This is a genomic window from Arcobacter iocasae (assembly GCF_042214795.1).
GTDB lineage: Bacteria > Campylobacterota > Campylobacteria > Campylobacterales > Arcobacteraceae > Arcobacter > Arcobacter iocasae.
Window position 1 is genome coordinate 131,527 of sequence record NZ_CP090177.1, and the last position, 16,819, is coordinate 148,345.

The window sequence follows — 16,819 nt, forward strand, 5'->3', positions numbered from 1 at the left end:
TTTTTTTCCTTTTTATAAATTCAGAACTACTCTTTTTCCATACCAAGTTCATTCCAATCACTCCATCCTGAAAATTTTAAAGGCTCTTCTTTATCTAAATTTTTAAGATGTTCTTCCCATCTCTTCATACTCGTTTTTAAATGTAAATCAAACTTATCTTCAGACATATAAGTAAATCCTTTATTTTGTATCTCAGTTGATAAAAATGGAGGAAATACTGTAAATCCCATATAGTGCAAAGAAAAATTCATAGATCTTAGTAAAACTTCAATTTCTCCTCCACCTCTACCATTTTCTGTAAAGGTTGTTTTTGGTGCACCAGAAGTGACAGAACAAATAGCTCGTTTTCCTTTAAAATAGCCTTTATCATATCTCATTTTACTGGTATATAAACCTCCACTAACAAAAACCCTGTCAAACCATCCTTTTAGCATTGCTGGTTGTTGATGCCACCACATAGGAAATTGAAGAATAAGTAAATCACACTTTTCTATTTTTTCTATCTCTTTTTTTACATCATCAGGAAGAGTATCCGTTTTGTATGCATTTCTTTGCTCAGACAAAAGATCAAACTTATCTAAATCTATTCTATTTTTATAATGCTCAGCTTTTTCAACAGGATCAAAATTTTCACCATATAAATCAGAAACTTCAACCGTATCACCTTGTGCTTCAAATGTCTCTTTTGCCACATCTTTTAATGAACCATTAAACGATTTGGCTTCGGGATGACAATATACAATTAATACATTCATCTTTTAGTCCTACTTTTATAAATTTGTCGCACAATCCTATAAAAAACATGATAAAAGAAGCTTTTTCATATCCAATTAGGTCAAAGAAAAAAGATACTATTAAGCAGTAAATCCATCATATAGAAACTTTTTTACAAATCTTTTATTTGTTTTAAATGTCAAAAAGCTTTAAAACTGTTGTTTTTTCTCTAAAGAGTGGACTTTTTGAATCTGCTTCTATCATATGAGCAGTTTCATCATGTGCCAAAAGTGCCTCATTTGAAGCCCATTTTTCAAGGATTATAAATCTATTTTTATCATCTTCAACTTCTTTTAGTTCATATTGTAAACATCCCTCTTCTTTTAATACAAGAGGAGCTAGTTTTTTAAAGGCTTCAATTTGTTTATCTCTTAGTCCATCTTTTACTACTATATCAATGATTAATGATATTTCTGAATTCATTTATTATTCCTTTTTACTAAATTATATTTTTACTTTTTAAAGCTTCCATCACTATTTCTTTTCGATATTTTAATTGCTCTTTTGAAATATCAGCATTTAATGCAAAAAACCAAATACTATTTTTACTTTCCACATAACCAACATACCAACCGATCTTTCCTGACCAACCAGATTTAGCTTTTATACTATACTCTTTTGTCTTTTCTACTGTTAGTATTTTTTTAGTTATATCTATATATTTTTGAGTAAAAGGTAAATCATTGTTATAAAGTTTTTTCAAAAACTTTATTTGCTCAAATGCAGATATTTTCAAATCACCTTCTAACCAAAAAGTTGTCACATCTGAACCTGTTTTTTCATTACCATAATGTAGTTTTTTTAAATAAGCTAAATATTTATCATTACCAATCTCTTTTGCAAATCTTTGATAACACCATACACAAGAAATTGAAATAGCACTTTGCAGAGTTTGGTCTTTGTTCCAAGGTTCATAAGACCTTACAACTCCATCCCATTTTATTACTTCATTTTCATCTTTTATCACTCTTTCCTCAAGTACAATAAGTGTATTTGGTATCTTAAATGTAGAAGCTGGGATATATCTAGTCATTGCTCTTTTTTTATTATAGATATACTCTTTTTTACCATCTAATGATGAAATAACTAAGGTCCCATTAACTTGTGTTTTATCAAATATATTTTTCAACTCTTTATCATTGGCACCTAGCAAATTAAAAAACAAACTTAACAAAATAGTTATTTTAAAAATTCCCATTAATTTTCCTTTTAACTTTTACTCAAACTAAAGATTGAATATACTCATAAGCTGTCACTCCATATACTCTTTTAAAGTGCCTATTAAAATGTGATAAATCAGTAAAACCATACTCCACAACAGCAGCATATAAATCTTTTGTATGTTCTAAATATATTTTAGCATGAATCAATTTACAATTTAAAAAGAATTGATAAGGAGTTATTCCTGTATTTGCCTTAAACATTCTTATAAATTGAAATTTACTTAAGCTTAACTCTTTTGCTATTTCATCTATATTTAAAACATCATCCAACTCATAATAAATCATCTCTTTAGCTTTTTTGACAATTAAATTCTCTTTTTTATAATCTAAAATAAAATCATTAGTAGAGAAATTATCTGTAATATTTAACAATAATTCAGAACACAAAGATTCGTCTTTTTCAAATAAAATAGCAGATGATAGATTGATAATATCTTGCTTTAGTTTTTCATTATATACAATAGAAGAGGAAAACTTTACGATATCTTTTTTACCTAATGCTTCTAAAAAAAGTTCTGGCTTAATATACAACATAACATAATCTAAAGACTCATCATTACATCCTGATTCTCCATCATGTAGTTGTTCCGGATTGAAAAGCATTACTCCATTTTTATATGAGGCTTGGGAAACCCCATCTAAATTATATTTTTGAACTCCATTTAAAGTTACGCCCAAAGCATACTCTTCATGGGAGTGTTTTTTGTATGAAAACTTTTCCATTTTTGCTTTTAGTGCTGTGATATCTACTCTATTTTTATAAGTGAACTTATCCATAATAACTCATTTAATTAAATATCCCTGAAATTGCAATAGCACATATTATTAAAAATATTGCCATTATGTTATTTACTAGTTTATTATACTTATCTAAAAAAGATTTTAGTACTTTTCCAAATAAAATCCATGATAAAAAAGCAACACAAGCAATAATTGTAATCAATAACACAAAAAGTGTCAAATGCCAAAAAGAGGTATAATAAGGCAAAATAAAACTTGGAAAAACAGTCAATGTAAACAATACTGGTTTGGGATTAACAAATTGCATAAGAAAACCTGTTTTAAAAGATGAAAATTGATTTTCTTTTTTTGAAGTATTATTTATCTTAAAAATTTGATATGCTAAATACAACATGTAAATAGCTCCAATTATTTGTAAGATAACTATAATATTTGGCAAATAATTCATCAATATAGAATTAAAAATAACAGATATACTTAATAATACAAAAAAAGCGAATAATGCACCAATAGAAAACTCAAAAGCTTTTTTGACCCCATAATTGTGCACTGTTGTAAGAATCATAATATTAGTGGGGCCTGGTGTTATTATCATCAAACTACAATATAGTAGAAAAAATACAAAATTCATAATTTACCCTTCTTTTTGGTAAATTATACATTTTAAAAATTTTTAGACATAGTACATTATTGCAATACAAATAAGTTGATATTAAAAAGCTTTAAAGTTATATTTTAAAGAACTTCTTTAATTACTTCTAAATCTGGTAAGTTATTAGCCACATCTTGGTAATCTTTTCCATTCGTTAATGATTTTATTATTATTGCTAAAGGTTCTGAATATATTTCAGGAAAATCAACCTCACCCAAAGTAACTATTGGAAAAGCTAGTTTTTCCAAAGGTGGACAAAATTGTGCAGAAACACCTTCTTTATTACCTCTAGCATCCATACGATACCAGCCATATTTTTTTAAATAAACTGCATTTAATCCATGAAGACAAAAAGGAGGAGTATCAGTAATAGTTAAACGTTGATAACATAAGCCAGTAGGAATTTCATTTGCCCGTAGAAGTGCTGCCAATAAATGACTTTTTGCATAACAATATCCAGTAGCATATTTAAGTACATCTGATGCTTTACATGTCACTGGATTAAGTTTGAAATCTGAACTATGCTTTATCTCATCACGTACAAAGGTAAAACATTTATGGGCAATCTCTTCATCAGAAGATAAGCCCTTAGCCAATTCTTTTGCTTTAGTTAATACATTTGGAGTTTTCCAATCTATAAATTCTGTTGATTCTAAATATTTTTTCATTTTTATAATAATTAAACCTTTTTGATTATTTTTACAATATATAATAATACCACAGCACCTATTGTAGACATTATAATTGAGCCAATAAATCCACCTGCACTTAGTCCAACAAAGGCAAATACAAAACCACCAACAACAGCACCAACAATACCAATAACAATATTACCGATAAGCCCAAAGCCACCACCATTCATTATTTTACCTGCTAACCAACCTGCAATTGCACCTATTAATAAAAATACTATTATATTCATCTATGATCCTTTTCTTTTATGACTTATTTAATATTAACTGAATTATCTTTAAGTTTAGAAAATATAAAGATATTTATTTTATAGATATAGTAGTTGGATTTAGAAAATTTTAGTAGTAGTAAAAAAGCAAGGAGAGACCTTGCTTTTTATATATTATAAATATTTATTTATTTTTTCTTCAAGAGCACCTTTTGTAGTTGTTCCAATCAATTGGTCAACTATTTCACCATCTTTGAAGAAAAGAATAGTAGGTATTGATCTTATTTCATATTTTGCTGTTAAGTCTTGCTCAACTTCTGTATTTACTTTACATATTTTTGCTTTTCCTTCAAACTCTTCAGCCAACTGTTCAATAACAGGAGCAATCATTCTACAAGGTCCGCACCATGGTGCCCAAAAGTCAACTAATGACACACCCTCTTTTACTGTATCTTCTATATTATTTTGATCTAATTCTAAATATTTTGACATTTTATTTCCTATAATTTATTTTCATTTTTACCTAAGTACTCAGCAACACCTTCTTTGTTTGCTTTCATACCTTCGTCACCTTTGTTCCATCCTGCTGGACACACTTCACCATTTTCATTTGTAAATATCATTGTATCTACCATTCTAACCATTTCATCAATATTTCTTCCTAGTGGTAAGTCATTGATTACTGCATGTCTTACTGTTCCATCTTTATCAATTAAAAATGACCCTCTAAGTGCTACAGACTCATCTAACAATACATCATAGTCTCTTGCAATTTGTTTTGTAATATCTGCAACCATTGGGAATGCAACTCTTCCGATTCCACCCTCTTCTACTTTTGTTTCTCTCCAAGCAAAGTGAGCAAATTCTGAATCAACAGAACAACCAATTACTTGAACTCCTCTTTCTTTAAACTCTTCAACTCTTTTTGAAAAAGCAATAATCTCAGATGGACAAACAAATGTAAAATCTAATGGCCAGAAAAATAATACTGCACCTTTTTCACCAATATTTTTATATAAATTAAAATCTTCTACAATTTGACCATCTGCTAATACAGCTGTTGCTGTGAAGTCTGGAGCTTTTTTTGTTACTATCATTTTATTTCCTTTTTTTCTTGTTTAATTTTTTGATAGTGGAAGTATATATAAAAAGTTTTAAAGTAAAATTAATAAATTTTATTAAAGGAAAAAAATTATCCTTTAATAAAAAAGCTATCTTAGTTTTATAGGAAGAAGAGTTAAAAAGCTCAAAGCCTCAGGAAGAGAAAATGTAGCATTTTTTATATCATTTTGTTTTGGGTCGATTAAATAGTTTTTTGATGTTTCAAAATTGGCTTTTTGTAAATTATTTTTTATAAATACAGATTGTTCTAAATCGCAAGTTTTAAAAAGTGCTTTTTCAAGGTTGCACTCTTCAAAACCAGTATCTCTTATAAGTGAATTGACAAATTTAATTTGTCGTAAATCCAAAAGATGAAAAGAGTTCTGTGAAATATTACAAGAATCAAATTCAACATTGAAAGGCTCTTCACAAGAACTCCAAGATATTCCAAGAAGTTTTGAGTTCTCAAAAGTCACATCATTGAATACACAGTTTTTCAAAACACTCAAAGACAAATCACAAGATATAAAAGTGCACTCAGTAAACTTACAGCCTTGCATAAGACTTTTAGAAAAATCACATTTTATAAAAGTGCAATTATCAAAATAAATAGAATCAAAGTTTTTATCATCATACTCAATAAACTCTTCTTCCCAATAATCATTTGTTTTAAACATATTATTTCTTTTTTACTCTAATTTTATTGTTTAGCTAGATCTGAAGATGCAAAGATATATGATGCATCACTCATCGATTTATCAAGACTGATAGAACAAGCTTTTAACACCACTCGCCCAATTAGTTCACCTAATAATGTATGTTTACCACAATAAGCAATTTTTTCGTTACCATAAGGACAAAATACAGCATGACTATCAGTACCTGTTCCACTAGCTAGTAACTTAGAAACTGGACTAAGAATTCCTGCATCATGTACAGCAGTAACCTTACTCTCTGTGAGCATAATTAGAGCTTCTACAAGTGCCACATCACTCAAGGATTGATTGACATATAGCCAAATATTTATAGTCCCAGGAGAGATTTCTTCATCAGCAATATCACCTACTCGTCGTGCATTACTAAGTCCACTTGTGACCCAACATTCTACTGTTAATCCTTGATGGCTTTCTATGCTGTGACCTAATGATTTCATTGATGCGGCAGTCATCATAGCTGTAGTAGGTTGAGGCAATGCAAGTTCGATAGCTTTGATATTCAAAGTCTCCTCAGGTGATAAAGTGGGTAAAGATATATCTTTATCCACTTTTAAATTCAAAAAAGAAGCCACATCACATAACCCACCATTCAACACTGCTGAACTTAATACACGACAATTATTTGGTGGAATAAGTACAAGATAATCAGGATGATTTATCAACTTAATTTGAGACATAAATTTTACCTTTTATTTTTACTAACAATACCCATCTTATCTTTACATTTTTTTTCTTTTATGATTAGTAGCTTTTTTCTTTGCATTTTAAGAAAATCCTGCTTTATAAATAGAATCAAAATTTTTATTATCATCTTCAAAAGTTAAAACTTTTCAAAAGAAATTTGCCTTTTATTATTTACCCCTAGCTTTTTATTATAATTCAGGTATACTGAATTCAATTGAAAGATGATTTCGAATTTCATCTATGGCATGCTTTATATTGATAACCTTTCGTTGACAGTAAAATCACTCCACAAGATAGCTTCATAATTAGATTTTATATAGCACAAGTAAAATTGTGTATCAACAAAAGGAATTACAATGGCAGAATTAGTAAATGGATCAGTTAAATGGTTTAACAGCGAAAAAGGTTTTGGATTTATCGAACAAGAAAATGGTGGAAAAGATGTATTCGTACATTATAGAAACATCAACAGTACTGGATATGGTAGAGTTTCATTAGAAGATGGTCAAAAAGTTACTTTCGAGGTTGCTCAAGGTGATAAAGGTCTTCAAGCAGAAAACGTTACTGCTCAATAGCGTTATTTTATAAGCGGTTTTCCCGCTTATAACTCTTCAAATACACTTTAAAAATATCAATCTATCTTTTTACAATTATATTTTATTTCTCAGTTTTTTGTGATAAAACCCATAATTCAACTTTTTCATTCTCTCTTGAATCTGTTCGTTGTGTTTTTTTCGATGAAGCTCTTACATCTCTTCTTAAGTGTAACTCTTTTCTGAAACGATTATTGTTTCGTAACTCTTCTATTATAGGATGAAAACTTTCTTTATCAACAACTTGAGCTAAATTTGAAAATATCAAAACTATTTTTCCATCAGCATTAAGATGCTTTTGTGCTTGCTCAAAAAATCTAGGAAATAAATCCTCTTCAAAATATATAGCTTTGTCAAGCCCTTCTTCTAGTTTATGTTTTGCAAGTAACCAAGGAGGATTAAACACAATCAAATCAGCCATAACATCACAATTATCAAATAAATCACCATGATTAAGTGTTATTTTATCTTCATAACCCAATCTTTTACTCTCTTGATCTACTCCAATAATTGCATTTTTATTTGTATCTGTTGCAAAAATATTTTCAAAACCATTTTGGATTAATTGAAATGATAAAACACCACTTCCAATTCCTATTTCGATTACTTTTTCTTTTGAACCTTCATATTTTTTTAGCCATTTATCAAATAATTTTAAATGATCAAATCGTGTTGGGAAATATGTACCATAAAAAGGATGAAGATTTATATCTAAAGTTTTAACTTCAATTCCTTTTTGATACCATTGCCATGAACTATTCATTCCTTGAACTTCAGGAAAAGAGATATAAAATTCTGAAACCTCTGGATATAATAATTCTAACCAACCAATATGGGGAGCTTTTTTTACAAGAAGTTTATTATCTTTTACTTTTAATAACAATCTATGTGAAGCTTCTCTAAATGCACTTCGATAGTCTCTTTGTCCTTGAAAGCTTTTATCTTTATATTTTTTTAAAAGATTTTTTTTAAGTTCAGATAAAACTTCTAATCCATTGCTGTAATACTCTTCTACAAGAACATACTTTCCTGCAACTAGTTCGACAACAGTTGCCTTTGTATCCATCTTACGATAGAAATGTATAGCTTCAATTTCTGAAGTTATAATACTTGGTCTATCGGGTTTGATAGATGATAAATCGTTATTCATATGATTATGCCCTTTATATTGTGTCGCATTTTATTATATAAAGGCTTTGTTATGGTTTGATTTTTCTATATTGGTGTTTTATATTGAAAATATAGTTAAATAGCTTATAAAAAGCTATTATTTTTAAATCTATTCTTCATTAGAAGAAGGAGTGTCTTCTACTGTTTCATTATTAGATGCTTGTTTTTTCTTCTGTTTTTCTTCTTTTTTCTTCTTTTTTTCTATCTCCCGCGCTCGTTTTTCGTAATTGTAGTTTATTTTAGCCATTTGCCATCCTTATATTTTTTTTAAAAGTATTCTTACCATATAAAAATACTATTTATCGCTTGTAGACCTATCTTATCATATTATTTTGTCTATAATATTAAAAATGCATAGACATTATTTTTTCTATAGATTTCTTCTTGCTATATTTTATTATTAAAATTCTAAATACAGTTAAATAAACACTAAAATAGCTATCTTTTTCCAAAACTTTTATTTTTTTATTTTTTTATTTTTTATGTTAAAATAATAGCAAAGGGTTAAAATGGAAATAGTTGGATTAGAAGAAAAAATAATATGTGAATGTTCAAAAGCACTTTTATTAGCTTTAAAACAAAAAGATGAACATACTCAAATGCATTCTGAAAGAGTTGTAGCAATTTCTGAAGAATTAGGGATTCGTATAGGATTCAACAAAAGTCAAATAAAAATTCTGCGGATTAGTGCTGCATTTCATGATATAGGTAAAATTGGCATACCAGATAGAATATTACTAAAAACTACGCCTTTTGATGAGGAAGAGTGGAAAATCATGCAAAGTCATACCTTAAAAAGTGAAGAACTATTAAAAAGTATGCATTTTGAAGATAGTGAAATAATAGCCGATGCAGTTAGACATCATCATGAATACTATAATGGAAATGGATATCCTGATAAACTTAAAAGTAAAGAGATATCTATATATTCGCGTATACTTTCACTTGCAGATAGTTATGATGCTATGGCATCACCTAGACCTTACCATGATAAACGAAGTCATGATGAAATTATGTCAATTTTAGAATCAGAAAATGGAATAAAACATGATCCAGAATTATTTAAAGAATTTAAAGAGCTTATTAAAAAAAGCAAACATAAAGTAGATTAATTTCTTAATGTGGCTATTAATCTATTTGCATCTTTCAAATAAGAAAATACATCAAAAATAGACTTTACTAAAATATCAGAATTTAACAGTGTCTCTGTACATAAACCCTCATCTTGTAAAATAGCAATTCCCAAAATAGACTCTTTTAACATCAACTTATCATTTCGTCCATTTCCAACACTTAATGTAGTAGAAGACCCTAGATTTTTGATAAACTCTAACTTGCTAACATCTTGAGAAGACTTTGCTATTTTTATAACTTCACAATTTGTATCTCCAAGCTCTTTTTCCACACTTCCATAAGTATCAGCAGTAATTACATAAAAATTAAAAGAGTTTGAAAGTTCATTTATATTTTTTTTAATGCCCTCAATTAATTTACCATCTATTGCAATCGTACCATTATAATCAAATACAATATTTTGAATCTCTACTTCTTCTCTTCCTGGAATATTTACTTTCATTTTTTATCCTTTTTACTAACTAAAATACCACCAATTACAATAAGAATAATACCTAAAAAAGTATACATATCAGGGAGTAAGTCTCCTAAGAAGTACCCAAACCCAATAGCAAAAGGAATATTAGTATAACTTACAACTCCAATAATACTTGCCCTGCTAAGACTATAAGCGCGAGTAAGAAACCATTGTGAACCAGTTGAAATAATAGCCATCAAAATTATAAGTGCCCAAATATAAGGTTCTAAATGCATCTTAAAATGAACATAAGGAGTGAATAAAAAAAGTCCTATTGGAATAATAATACCAACTCCCATAAATGAAAGCATAATAACCCTTGCATCATAAATATCTTTGATTTTTTTTATAGTGGCATATGCAGCTGCTGCAAAGAAACCACCTAAAACACCCAAAATATGTTCATAGGATACTTCTATGCCAAAAGGCTTCATAATAAATATAATTCCAATAAATCCAAGAATAAGAGCGAAAAAAGTATTTAGATTAATCTTTTCTTTCATCAAATAATAAGCCAAGATAGTCACAAAAAAAGGCGAGGTTTTATTTAATACAACAGCTTCTCCCAAAGGAATAGTAGCAATCGTGTAAAAAAATAATAACATGGCTAAGCTTCCAAAAAGTCCCCTTAAAAAGAGTAAATGTAATTTTGACATATCAACAGATACATGATATTTATTTATGCTAAATAAAATAATTATAATCCCTATTAAGTTTCTATAAAATACTATTTCAATAGGATCCATACTTTCAGACAACATCTTTGCCAAGGCTCCATTAACAGCTCCTAGCATTGCGCTTAAAAGCATAAATAAAATACCTTTGTCTATTAATTTTAGTTTTGATAGGATTGTCTGTTTATTTGGCACTTTTTAAATCCATAAACCACAACTTGCAGATGTGTTTATATAGCATAATATAAGAGTGAAGTTTTTGTATATCTTTTTTATCTACTTTTTTTTGATAACTTTTCAACAAAATCTTTTCCTCTTTTTTATTTAATCTAAACTCAAAACATAGCGTTGCCAAATCAAAAAAACTGTCATTGACTCCTGTATATTCCCAATCAATAAATTTAATACTTTTTTTACGAAAAAGAATATTTCTAGGATTTAAATCATGGTGAGTAGTTACCAATGTTTTTTTATACTTTTTTAATGACTTAAGTTCCCTTTTACAAATATGGATACTTTTACTTGCTTCTTGGCTATTGAGCATTTTTTTGTAATAATTCAATGGTTTTTTAAAATCATATGTTTTCACATTACTTTTTATAGTATGCAATTTTTTAATCATTTTAGCTAAATGTATTATCTCTTGGGCATTGATACTTTTTTTATGTTTCCCTTTTAAGAATTCACATACCATAAAGTTTTCTTCTATGTTTAAAAAAAAAGGTTTTGCAGCAAGCTTTTTTTTGTGTGCTTTTTTTTGAATCATAAACTCAAACTCTCTATTGATATTGACTGTTTCATCACTTATAAACTTTCGAATAAGATAGTTTCTTTTAGATGTTTTTAGTTGGTAATTTATATTACAAAACCCCTGATTTTTGAGTAATTTAAGACTTAAAAGAGTTTCATCTTTAAATATTTTATACTGTTTTAACTTCTGTATAGTCATACTCTTCTTTCCATTTTTTATAAGCTACAAAAGCTAAAACTGTATAAATTACAAATAAAATAGCTGTTAGATTAAGACCTTTTTGAATATATATATAAATAGATATAGAATCAATAACTATCCAATAAACCCAGTTCTCTAACACTTTTCTTGCAAGCATAAAGGTCGCAAAAAGTGCGAAAACAGTAGTAAAAGAATCCATATAAGCAAAACTAGCCGTAGTATAATTTGCCATAATATAACCAACACCTAGTGAAAGTACAGTAAGAAGTAAAATAATCTTGATATTTTTAACTGTTCCATAAGTTATAACTTCCAACTGCTTTTCTTCGTTTTTTCCACCATATTTCCATGAATACCAACCATATACAGCCATGATAAGATAGTAAGCATTTAAAAAAGAATCCATAAGCAAAGAGACATCAAAAAATAAAATAGTATAAATCAAAGTTGATAAAAATGCCGCAGGCCAACACCAAAGACTTTGTTTGATAGCAAGAAGAATATAAGCTACGGCTAAAAGCATTGCTATTGCTTCATAAGTTGTAAGTACATTGAGAGATTCAATAGTATTTTGTAAAAAATCTGAAATAAAGTATCCTTTAAAAACAAAGTGGTATTTATTCGCGAATTATAGCTTTATCTCTTTTAACTTTTATAAATTTTATGCATTAAAGAACAGTTTTAAATCTTGTGAAAAAATATAAAAAAGCACTTAATAAATAATATTAATATTATTTGTTATAATTAAATTATATTTTTATAGGTGAAAATAATATGAAACTAATAATACTTTTTCTATCAATTTTTGTTATATCAACTTTTTGTTATGCCAAAGAGAATTCAATCAAAATAGGCATTGCTCCACACTCATCAACTAGAGTAATTTTACAATCCCACCAAGATTTAAGACTTTTTCTTCAAAATTATTTTAAAAGACCTGTTCAGATTTTAACTGCAAAAAATTTTAGTGAATTTACTAAGCGCTCAGATAAGGGAACTTATTATGATTTGATTTTGACTTCACCAAATCTAGCAGTTCTTGCCCAAAGATTAGGTGGATATACACCTATAATGACTTATACTAAAGGTCTATCAACTATTCTTTTAGCTACAAATGAAAATATTTTAGAAAGTAAAAATCTGCCACTTCATGTTATTGGATTAGACCCTGTTTCTTTTCCAACATTAGATGCACAAGAGTGGTTAGATAAAAAAGGTTTTGTAGATGGGGATAAAATTAACTATACATATACAAGTGCAACGGATAGTTCAATATCTATACTTCTTAATAATAATGCAGACATGATAATTTTATCTTTACCAAATTATATAAAACTTATGACAAAAAAAACTAAAGATTTAGTACATGTAATATATCAAAGTAAACCAAAGCCAAGTAGAATATATCTAGCAAAAAGTGCAGATGGTATTACTTTAAAAGAGTGGGAAACAGCATTAGATGCTTTTTCAAAATCTCCTGAAGGTAAAAGACATTTAGAAATTACAAAACTTGAGGGATTTAAGAAAATACAATCAAATGATTTAGATAACCTTGGTTCAATAGTGGATAAAACTATGGAAAGGTTATACAAATAGATGAAAGTATCTTTAGCTTGGAAATGGGTAATTGCAAGTTTACTAATTGAGAGTCTAATGCTTACATTAATGGTAATAAAAAATGTAAATCAATTAGAAACAAATTTGTCCACTCAAACAAATATAAGATTAAGTGAGCAAAAAATATTACTAAAAAGTGCATTAGTAGCACCTATTGTTCAAATGGATTATGCAACAATTAATGCAATTTTAAATGAAACTAATAAGATTCCAACTATAGATTATTTAGTAGTTGTAGATAATCAAAATAACTGTATTTCTAGTGTTGGGTGGAATGATTGTTCAAACTTACCCAAAAAAGAATTGGATCCTTTTAATAAAAAATCATTAGAAGATGCAAGATTTGATACAAATATCCCTATAACATTATTCTCTGAATCATTAGGAAAAGTCTATTTAGGTCTTTCTACAAAATTTTATCTTCAAGCAAAAAAAGAGATGATTACTCGTAGTATTATTATTGCATTAATGGAGTTAATATTATCAGCAATTTTACTTATAGCAATAAGTAAATGGATTACAAAAAATCTAGTTAAATTAACTCATAGTGCAAATGCAATTGCCCATGGAGATTATTCACAAAGGATAAATTTAGGCGATAGTAAAGAGACACTTGAACTACAAGAATCTTTTAATCTTATGGCAAAAAATATTGAAAAAAATATAATTGATTTAAAATATTTAAATAAAAAAGAAAAAAAATTATTCCAAAATTTAAAATCTCAAGTAGAAAAAAATCATGAGCAAGATATTCTTCTTAAACATCAATCAAGAATGGCAATCATTGGTGAGATGCTAAATAATATTGCCCACCAATGGAGACAACCTTTAAGTGCTATTACTATTCAAATGAGTAGCTTAAAACTAAGAAAAGAGTTAGAACTTTTAGAAGAGAATGAAATAGAAACGACAGCAGATAGTGTAATGAAATATGCAAATTATTTAAGTAGTACAATTGATGATTTTAGAGATTATATAAGAGACAATAATGATAAAAACGAGTATTTTAATATTGAAACTTCTTTAAATAAAGCTATTGATATAGTATCTGCTTCTTTAAAAAACCATTTTATTACACTAAATATTGTACCCTGTGAAGATGAATTATTCGTAAATGGTGTAATAAATGAGTTAACTCAAGTTTTTATAAATATTCTTAATAATGCAAAAGATATATTAAATGAAAATGATATAAAAGAAAAAGTAATTGAAATAGAATTTTTTAAAGAAGATAGTAAGATAACTATTACAATACAAGATAATGCAGGTGGCGTTAGGGAAGATATCATTGATAAAATATTTGACCCATACTTTACTACAAAATATAAAAGTCAAGGTACTGGAATTGGGTTATATATGAGTACAAAAATTATTCATGAACATTTTTCAGGTGAAATACTTATAAAAAATCAAAATATAGAGTTCAATAATAAAACTTATTCAGGTGCAAAATTCTTTATAATTTTACCAATATAATTTTTAGTATCACGATTTAACTTTTATAAATCTTTTGTTCTTCTTTATATATTCGTGATACATGAATCAAACTAGCTAGTTTGATCAAAGGTTTTATCAAAAACTGTGCACTACCTACTATAAACAACCAAGTACCACTATACATAAGTGAGTCATATAAAAAGAAACAACTTCCAACTAAAAACCAAATGGCAATAAATAAGTCATTTATTGCTCCTATTGCCTCATAACGACGCTGAAGTTCAATATGACGACTTCCTATATCTAAATCTAATTCATTATTTTTTTCATAAAAAATCATAAAGTTCCTTCAATTAATACCTACATAATATACATTATATGAAAAAACTCTAATAAAGAGATAAGAGAAAAATTTAAACTAATGTTTTCTCTTCTTCCAAAGAAAGATAACGCCACTTACCAATTTCCATATCAATTTTAAAACTTCCTATACTGATTCGGTTCAAGGTTAAGACTTTCAATGGCGTTCCAAATTTCGGATCTTTTAGTGCTCCAAAAAGCCTACGAATATGCCGATTTTTTCCTTCTTGAAGTTCCACTAAGAGTTTTGTTTTAGCCCCACCAATACCTACTTTTAGAACTTTTGCCTTTAATAGACCATGAATACTTTCCACTCCCCTACTAGCTTGAAGAATATGCTCATCAGTAACATACCCCCTGACCCAAACTTCATATATCTTAATACAATTGCCAGGTTTGGTTAAAGCATCACCAATCTTGCCATCAGTTGTAAATAACAAAAGCCCTTTAGATTCTAAATCAAGTCGCCCTATTGGCATCCAGCCGTCATGAAAAGCCCACTTGGGTAATAAGTCATAAACTGTCTTTCTCCCAAGGTCATCAGTTCGAGTAACCAAATAGCCCTTGGGCTTATTAAGTGCTAATAATATCTTAGAATCATTCACCTCTATATTCATCAGGTACATCCTTTGGGTGTTTTGATAAACCCTAAATTAAGATTGTTGTCAATAAACTTTAATTGTGAGATTCTCTATTTTTAAATATTTGTTGATATTATAGCCATTAAATTAGCAATGATAGAAAAATAAAATTATATCCATGAAGCTCTTCTTTACTTATTTATTATAATTTTAATGCATTATATCTTTTATATGACAGATAATATCATCTTAATACTCAAAATTACTGCCAATACTCCAAAAACTTTTTTAAGTTTCTGTGTAGGAAGTATTGATGCATATTTTACACCTAAAGGAACAGTAAAAATGCTACTAATTGCCACTATTATTACAGCTGGAATATAGATATAACCAATGATATAATTTTGCAAATCGCTATTCCCAAAACCGTTAATAGCATAACCGATAGTACCAGATATTGCAATAGGAAACCCAACTGCTGCTGAAGTACCAATAGCCCGCTTCATATCAAAGTTTTGATGTACCAAATAAGGAACAGTTAATGACCCTCCTCCAATTGAAACTAATGCTGAAATCGCTCCAATTAAAGTTCCAGTAAATATATTGCCCACTTTTCCATGTGGATTTGTATTGGCTTCATAAGAGGGTTTACTAAACATCTTAAAAGCGACATAACTCATAAATACTCCAAAAAACAGTGCCAAATAAACACCTGCAAGATAAGAGGCTAAAAAAGTTGCGCTAAATGTTCCTATCAAAACTCCTCCAGCTATTTTAAGAGCCATAGATATTTCGATATTATCTTTTTTATAATGAGCACGCATACTTGAAAATGAAGTAAAAATAATCGTTGCCATTGAGGTTCCCAATGCCAAATGCATGATTTTTTCATGTTCAAACCCTTGCATAGCGAACAAAATAGTAAAAATAGGAACCATAATACCTCCACCACCAACACCTAATAATCCAGCCAAAAATCCGACTAATAATCCTAAGGCAATATAATCAACTAAAAATATTCCACTCACATTTTTCCCTTACTTTTTATCAAA

At 28.3% G+C, this 16,819-nt stretch carries 24 protein-coding genes; 4 read left to right on the forward strand and 20 right to left on the reverse strand.

The genetic code is table 11. The features are described 5' to 3' along the window. Nucleotides 1–26: 26 nt before the first annotated feature. From LXN10_RS00670 to LXN10_RS00720, 11 genes are all read right to left on the reverse strand, one after another. On the reverse strand, nt 27–755 hold the full coding sequence (locus LXN10_RS00670; protein ID WP_375724041.1) for an NAD(P)H-dependent oxidoreductase: 729 nt from the start codon (nt 753–755) through the stop codon (nt 27–29). A 151-nt stretch (nt 756–906) separates the two neighbouring features. After that, nucleotides 907–1,197, reverse strand: coding sequence for a putative quinol monooxygenase (locus LXN10_RS00675; RefSeq protein WP_375724042.1), 291 nt, complete (start codon nt 1,195–1,197; stop codon nt 907–909). Between the two features lie 16 nt (nt 1,198–1,213). Continuing rightward, on the reverse strand, nt 1,214–1,972 hold the full coding sequence (gene blaOXA, locus LXN10_RS00680; RefSeq protein ID WP_375724043.1) for a class D beta-lactamase: 759 nt from the start codon (nt 1,970–1,972) through the stop codon (nt 1,214–1,216). Between the two features lie 22 nt (nt 1,973–1,994). Beyond that, on the reverse strand, nt 1,995–2,774 hold the full coding sequence (locus LXN10_RS00685; protein WP_375724044.1) for an AraC family transcriptional regulator: 780 nt from the start codon (nt 2,772–2,774) through the stop codon (nt 1,995–1,997). Between the two features lie 10 nt (nt 2,775–2,784). Further along, a complete protein-coding gene (locus LXN10_RS00690) occupies nt 2,785–3,369 on the reverse strand; it encodes a LysE family translocator (RefSeq protein WP_375724045.1) in 585 nt (194 codons plus the stop codon). Between the two features lie 104 nt (nt 3,370–3,473). Next, nucleotides 3,474–4,058 (reverse strand): transglutaminase-like domain-containing protein, encoded by a 585-nt coding sequence (locus tag LXN10_RS00695; protein ID WP_375724046.1) that lies wholly within the window; start codon nt 4,056–4,058, stop codon nt 3,474–3,476. Between the two features lie 11 nt (nt 4,059–4,069). Then, the gene (locus tag LXN10_RS00700; protein ID WP_013135799.1) at nt 4,070–4,312 is read right to left on the reverse strand and encodes a GlsB/YeaQ/YmgE family stress response membrane protein; all 243 of its coding nucleotides are present in this window, start codon (nt 4,310–4,312) and stop codon (nt 4,070–4,072) included. A 153-nt stretch (nt 4,313–4,465) separates the two neighbouring features. After that, nucleotides 4,466–4,783 carry a thioredoxin gene (gene trxA, locus LXN10_RS00705; RefSeq protein WP_375724047.1) on the reverse strand — a complete coding sequence of 106 codons (318 nt, stop codon included), beginning with the start codon at nt 4,781–4,783 and terminating at the stop codon, nt 4,466–4,468. Between the two features lie 8 nt (nt 4,784–4,791). Next, nucleotides 4,792–5,388, reverse strand: coding sequence for a peroxiredoxin (locus LXN10_RS00710; protein ID WP_375724048.1), 597 nt, complete (start codon nt 5,386–5,388; stop codon nt 4,792–4,794). A gap of 114 nt (nt 5,389–5,502) precedes the next feature. After that, nucleotides 5,503–6,069 carry a pentapeptide repeat-containing protein gene (locus LXN10_RS00715; protein WP_375724049.1) on the reverse strand — a complete coding sequence of 189 codons (567 nt, stop codon included), beginning with the start codon at nt 6,067–6,069 and terminating at the stop codon, nt 5,503–5,505. A 23-nt stretch (nt 6,070–6,092) separates the two neighbouring features. Then, entirely contained in the window at nt 6,093–6,785 is a 693-nt protein-coding gene (locus LXN10_RS00720) for an adenosylcobinamide amidohydrolase (RefSeq protein ID WP_375724050.1), read from the reverse strand. A gap of 363 nt (nt 6,786–7,148) precedes the next feature. On the opposite strand from LXN10_RS00720, the gene LXN10_RS00725 reads away from it, so the two are divergent. Then, nucleotides 7,149–7,367 carry a cold-shock protein gene (locus tag LXN10_RS00725; RefSeq protein ID WP_013135808.1) on the forward strand — a complete coding sequence of 73 codons (219 nt, stop codon included), beginning with the start codon at nt 7,149–7,151 and terminating at the stop codon, nt 7,365–7,367. Between the two features lie 82 nt (nt 7,368–7,449). Here LXN10_RS00725 and LXN10_RS00730 read toward each other — a convergent pair whose 3' ends face one another. Next, the gene (locus LXN10_RS00730) at nt 7,450–8,535 is read right to left on the reverse strand and encodes a methyltransferase (protein ID WP_375724051.1); all 1,086 of its coding nucleotides are present in this window, start codon (nt 8,533–8,535) and stop codon (nt 7,450–7,452) included. A 129-nt stretch (nt 8,536–8,664) separates the two neighbouring features. Further along, nucleotides 8,665–8,802, reverse strand: coding sequence for a hypothetical protein (locus LXN10_RS00735; protein ID WP_375724052.1), 138 nt, complete (start codon nt 8,800–8,802; stop codon nt 8,665–8,667). Between the two features lie 262 nt (nt 8,803–9,064). On the opposite strand from LXN10_RS00735, the gene LXN10_RS00740 reads away from it, so the two are divergent. Beyond that, nucleotides 9,065–9,667 (forward strand): HD-GYP domain-containing protein, encoded by a 603-nt coding sequence (locus LXN10_RS00740; RefSeq protein ID WP_375724053.1) that lies wholly within the window; start codon nt 9,065–9,067, stop codon nt 9,665–9,667. Here the strand turns inward: LXN10_RS00740 and LXN10_RS00745 are convergent. Genes LXN10_RS00745 through pnuC form a run of 4 tightly spaced genes read right to left on the reverse strand, consistent with a single transcriptional unit; the run spans nt 9,664 to nt 12,295 of the window. Continuing rightward, a complete protein-coding gene (locus LXN10_RS00745) occupies nt 9,664–10,131 on the reverse strand; it encodes an HAD family hydrolase (RefSeq protein ID WP_375724054.1) in 468 nt (155 codons plus the stop codon). The two genes, LXN10_RS00740 and LXN10_RS00745, sit on opposite strands and share 4 nt — an antisense overlap. Beyond that, the gene (locus tag LXN10_RS00750; RefSeq protein WP_375724055.1) at nt 10,128–11,015 is read right to left on the reverse strand and encodes a DMT family transporter; all 888 of its coding nucleotides are present in this window, start codon (nt 11,013–11,015) and stop codon (nt 10,128–10,130) included. Before LXN10_RS00750 ends, LXN10_RS00745 begins: the two co-directional genes overlap by 4 nt. After that, nucleotides 11,005–11,769 carry a phosphotransferase gene (locus tag LXN10_RS00755; RefSeq protein WP_375724056.1) on the reverse strand — a complete coding sequence of 255 codons (765 nt, stop codon included), beginning with the start codon at nt 11,767–11,769 and terminating at the stop codon, nt 11,005–11,007. The genes LXN10_RS00750 and LXN10_RS00755 overlap by 11 nt, the downstream gene beginning before the upstream one ends. Further along, nucleotides 11,741–12,295 (reverse strand): nicotinamide riboside transporter PnuC, encoded by a 555-nt coding sequence (pnuC, locus tag LXN10_RS00760; protein WP_375724057.1) that lies wholly within the window; start codon nt 12,293–12,295, stop codon nt 11,741–11,743. Before pnuC ends, LXN10_RS00755 begins: the two co-directional genes overlap by 29 nt. A gap of 251 nt (nt 12,296–12,546) precedes the next feature. Between pnuC and LXN10_RS00765 the strand changes: the two genes are divergently transcribed. Together LXN10_RS00765 and LXN10_RS00770 are read left to right on the forward strand one after the other, a co-directional pair. Beyond that, nucleotides 12,547–13,368, forward strand: coding sequence for a phosphate/phosphite/phosphonate ABC transporter substrate-binding protein (locus LXN10_RS00765; RefSeq protein ID WP_375724058.1), 822 nt, complete (start codon nt 12,547–12,549; stop codon nt 13,366–13,368). After that, on the forward strand, nt 13,369–14,865 hold the full coding sequence (locus LXN10_RS00770; protein WP_375724059.1) for an ATP-binding protein: 1,497 nt from the start codon (nt 13,369–13,371) through the stop codon (nt 14,863–14,865). Nucleotides 14,866–14,881: 16 nt separating this feature from the next. On the opposite strand, the gene LXN10_RS00775 is transcribed toward LXN10_RS00770, so the two are convergent. From LXN10_RS00775 to LXN10_RS00785, 3 genes are all read right to left on the reverse strand, one after another. Continuing rightward, the gene (locus LXN10_RS00775; RefSeq protein WP_375724060.1) at nt 14,882–15,166 is read right to left on the reverse strand and encodes a YrhK family protein; all 285 of its coding nucleotides are present in this window, start codon (nt 15,164–15,166) and stop codon (nt 14,882–14,884) included. 73 nt (nt 15,167–15,239) lie between these two features. After that, nucleotides 15,240–15,803, reverse strand: coding sequence for a pseudouridine synthase (locus LXN10_RS00780; RefSeq protein ID WP_375724061.1), 564 nt, complete (start codon nt 15,801–15,803; stop codon nt 15,240–15,242). Nucleotides 15,804–15,994: 191 nt separating this feature from the next. Then, entirely contained in the window at nt 15,995–16,795 is an 801-nt protein-coding gene (locus LXN10_RS00785; protein ID WP_375724062.1) for a sulfite exporter TauE/SafE family protein, read from the reverse strand. Nucleotides 16,796–16,819 lie beyond the last annotated feature (24 nt).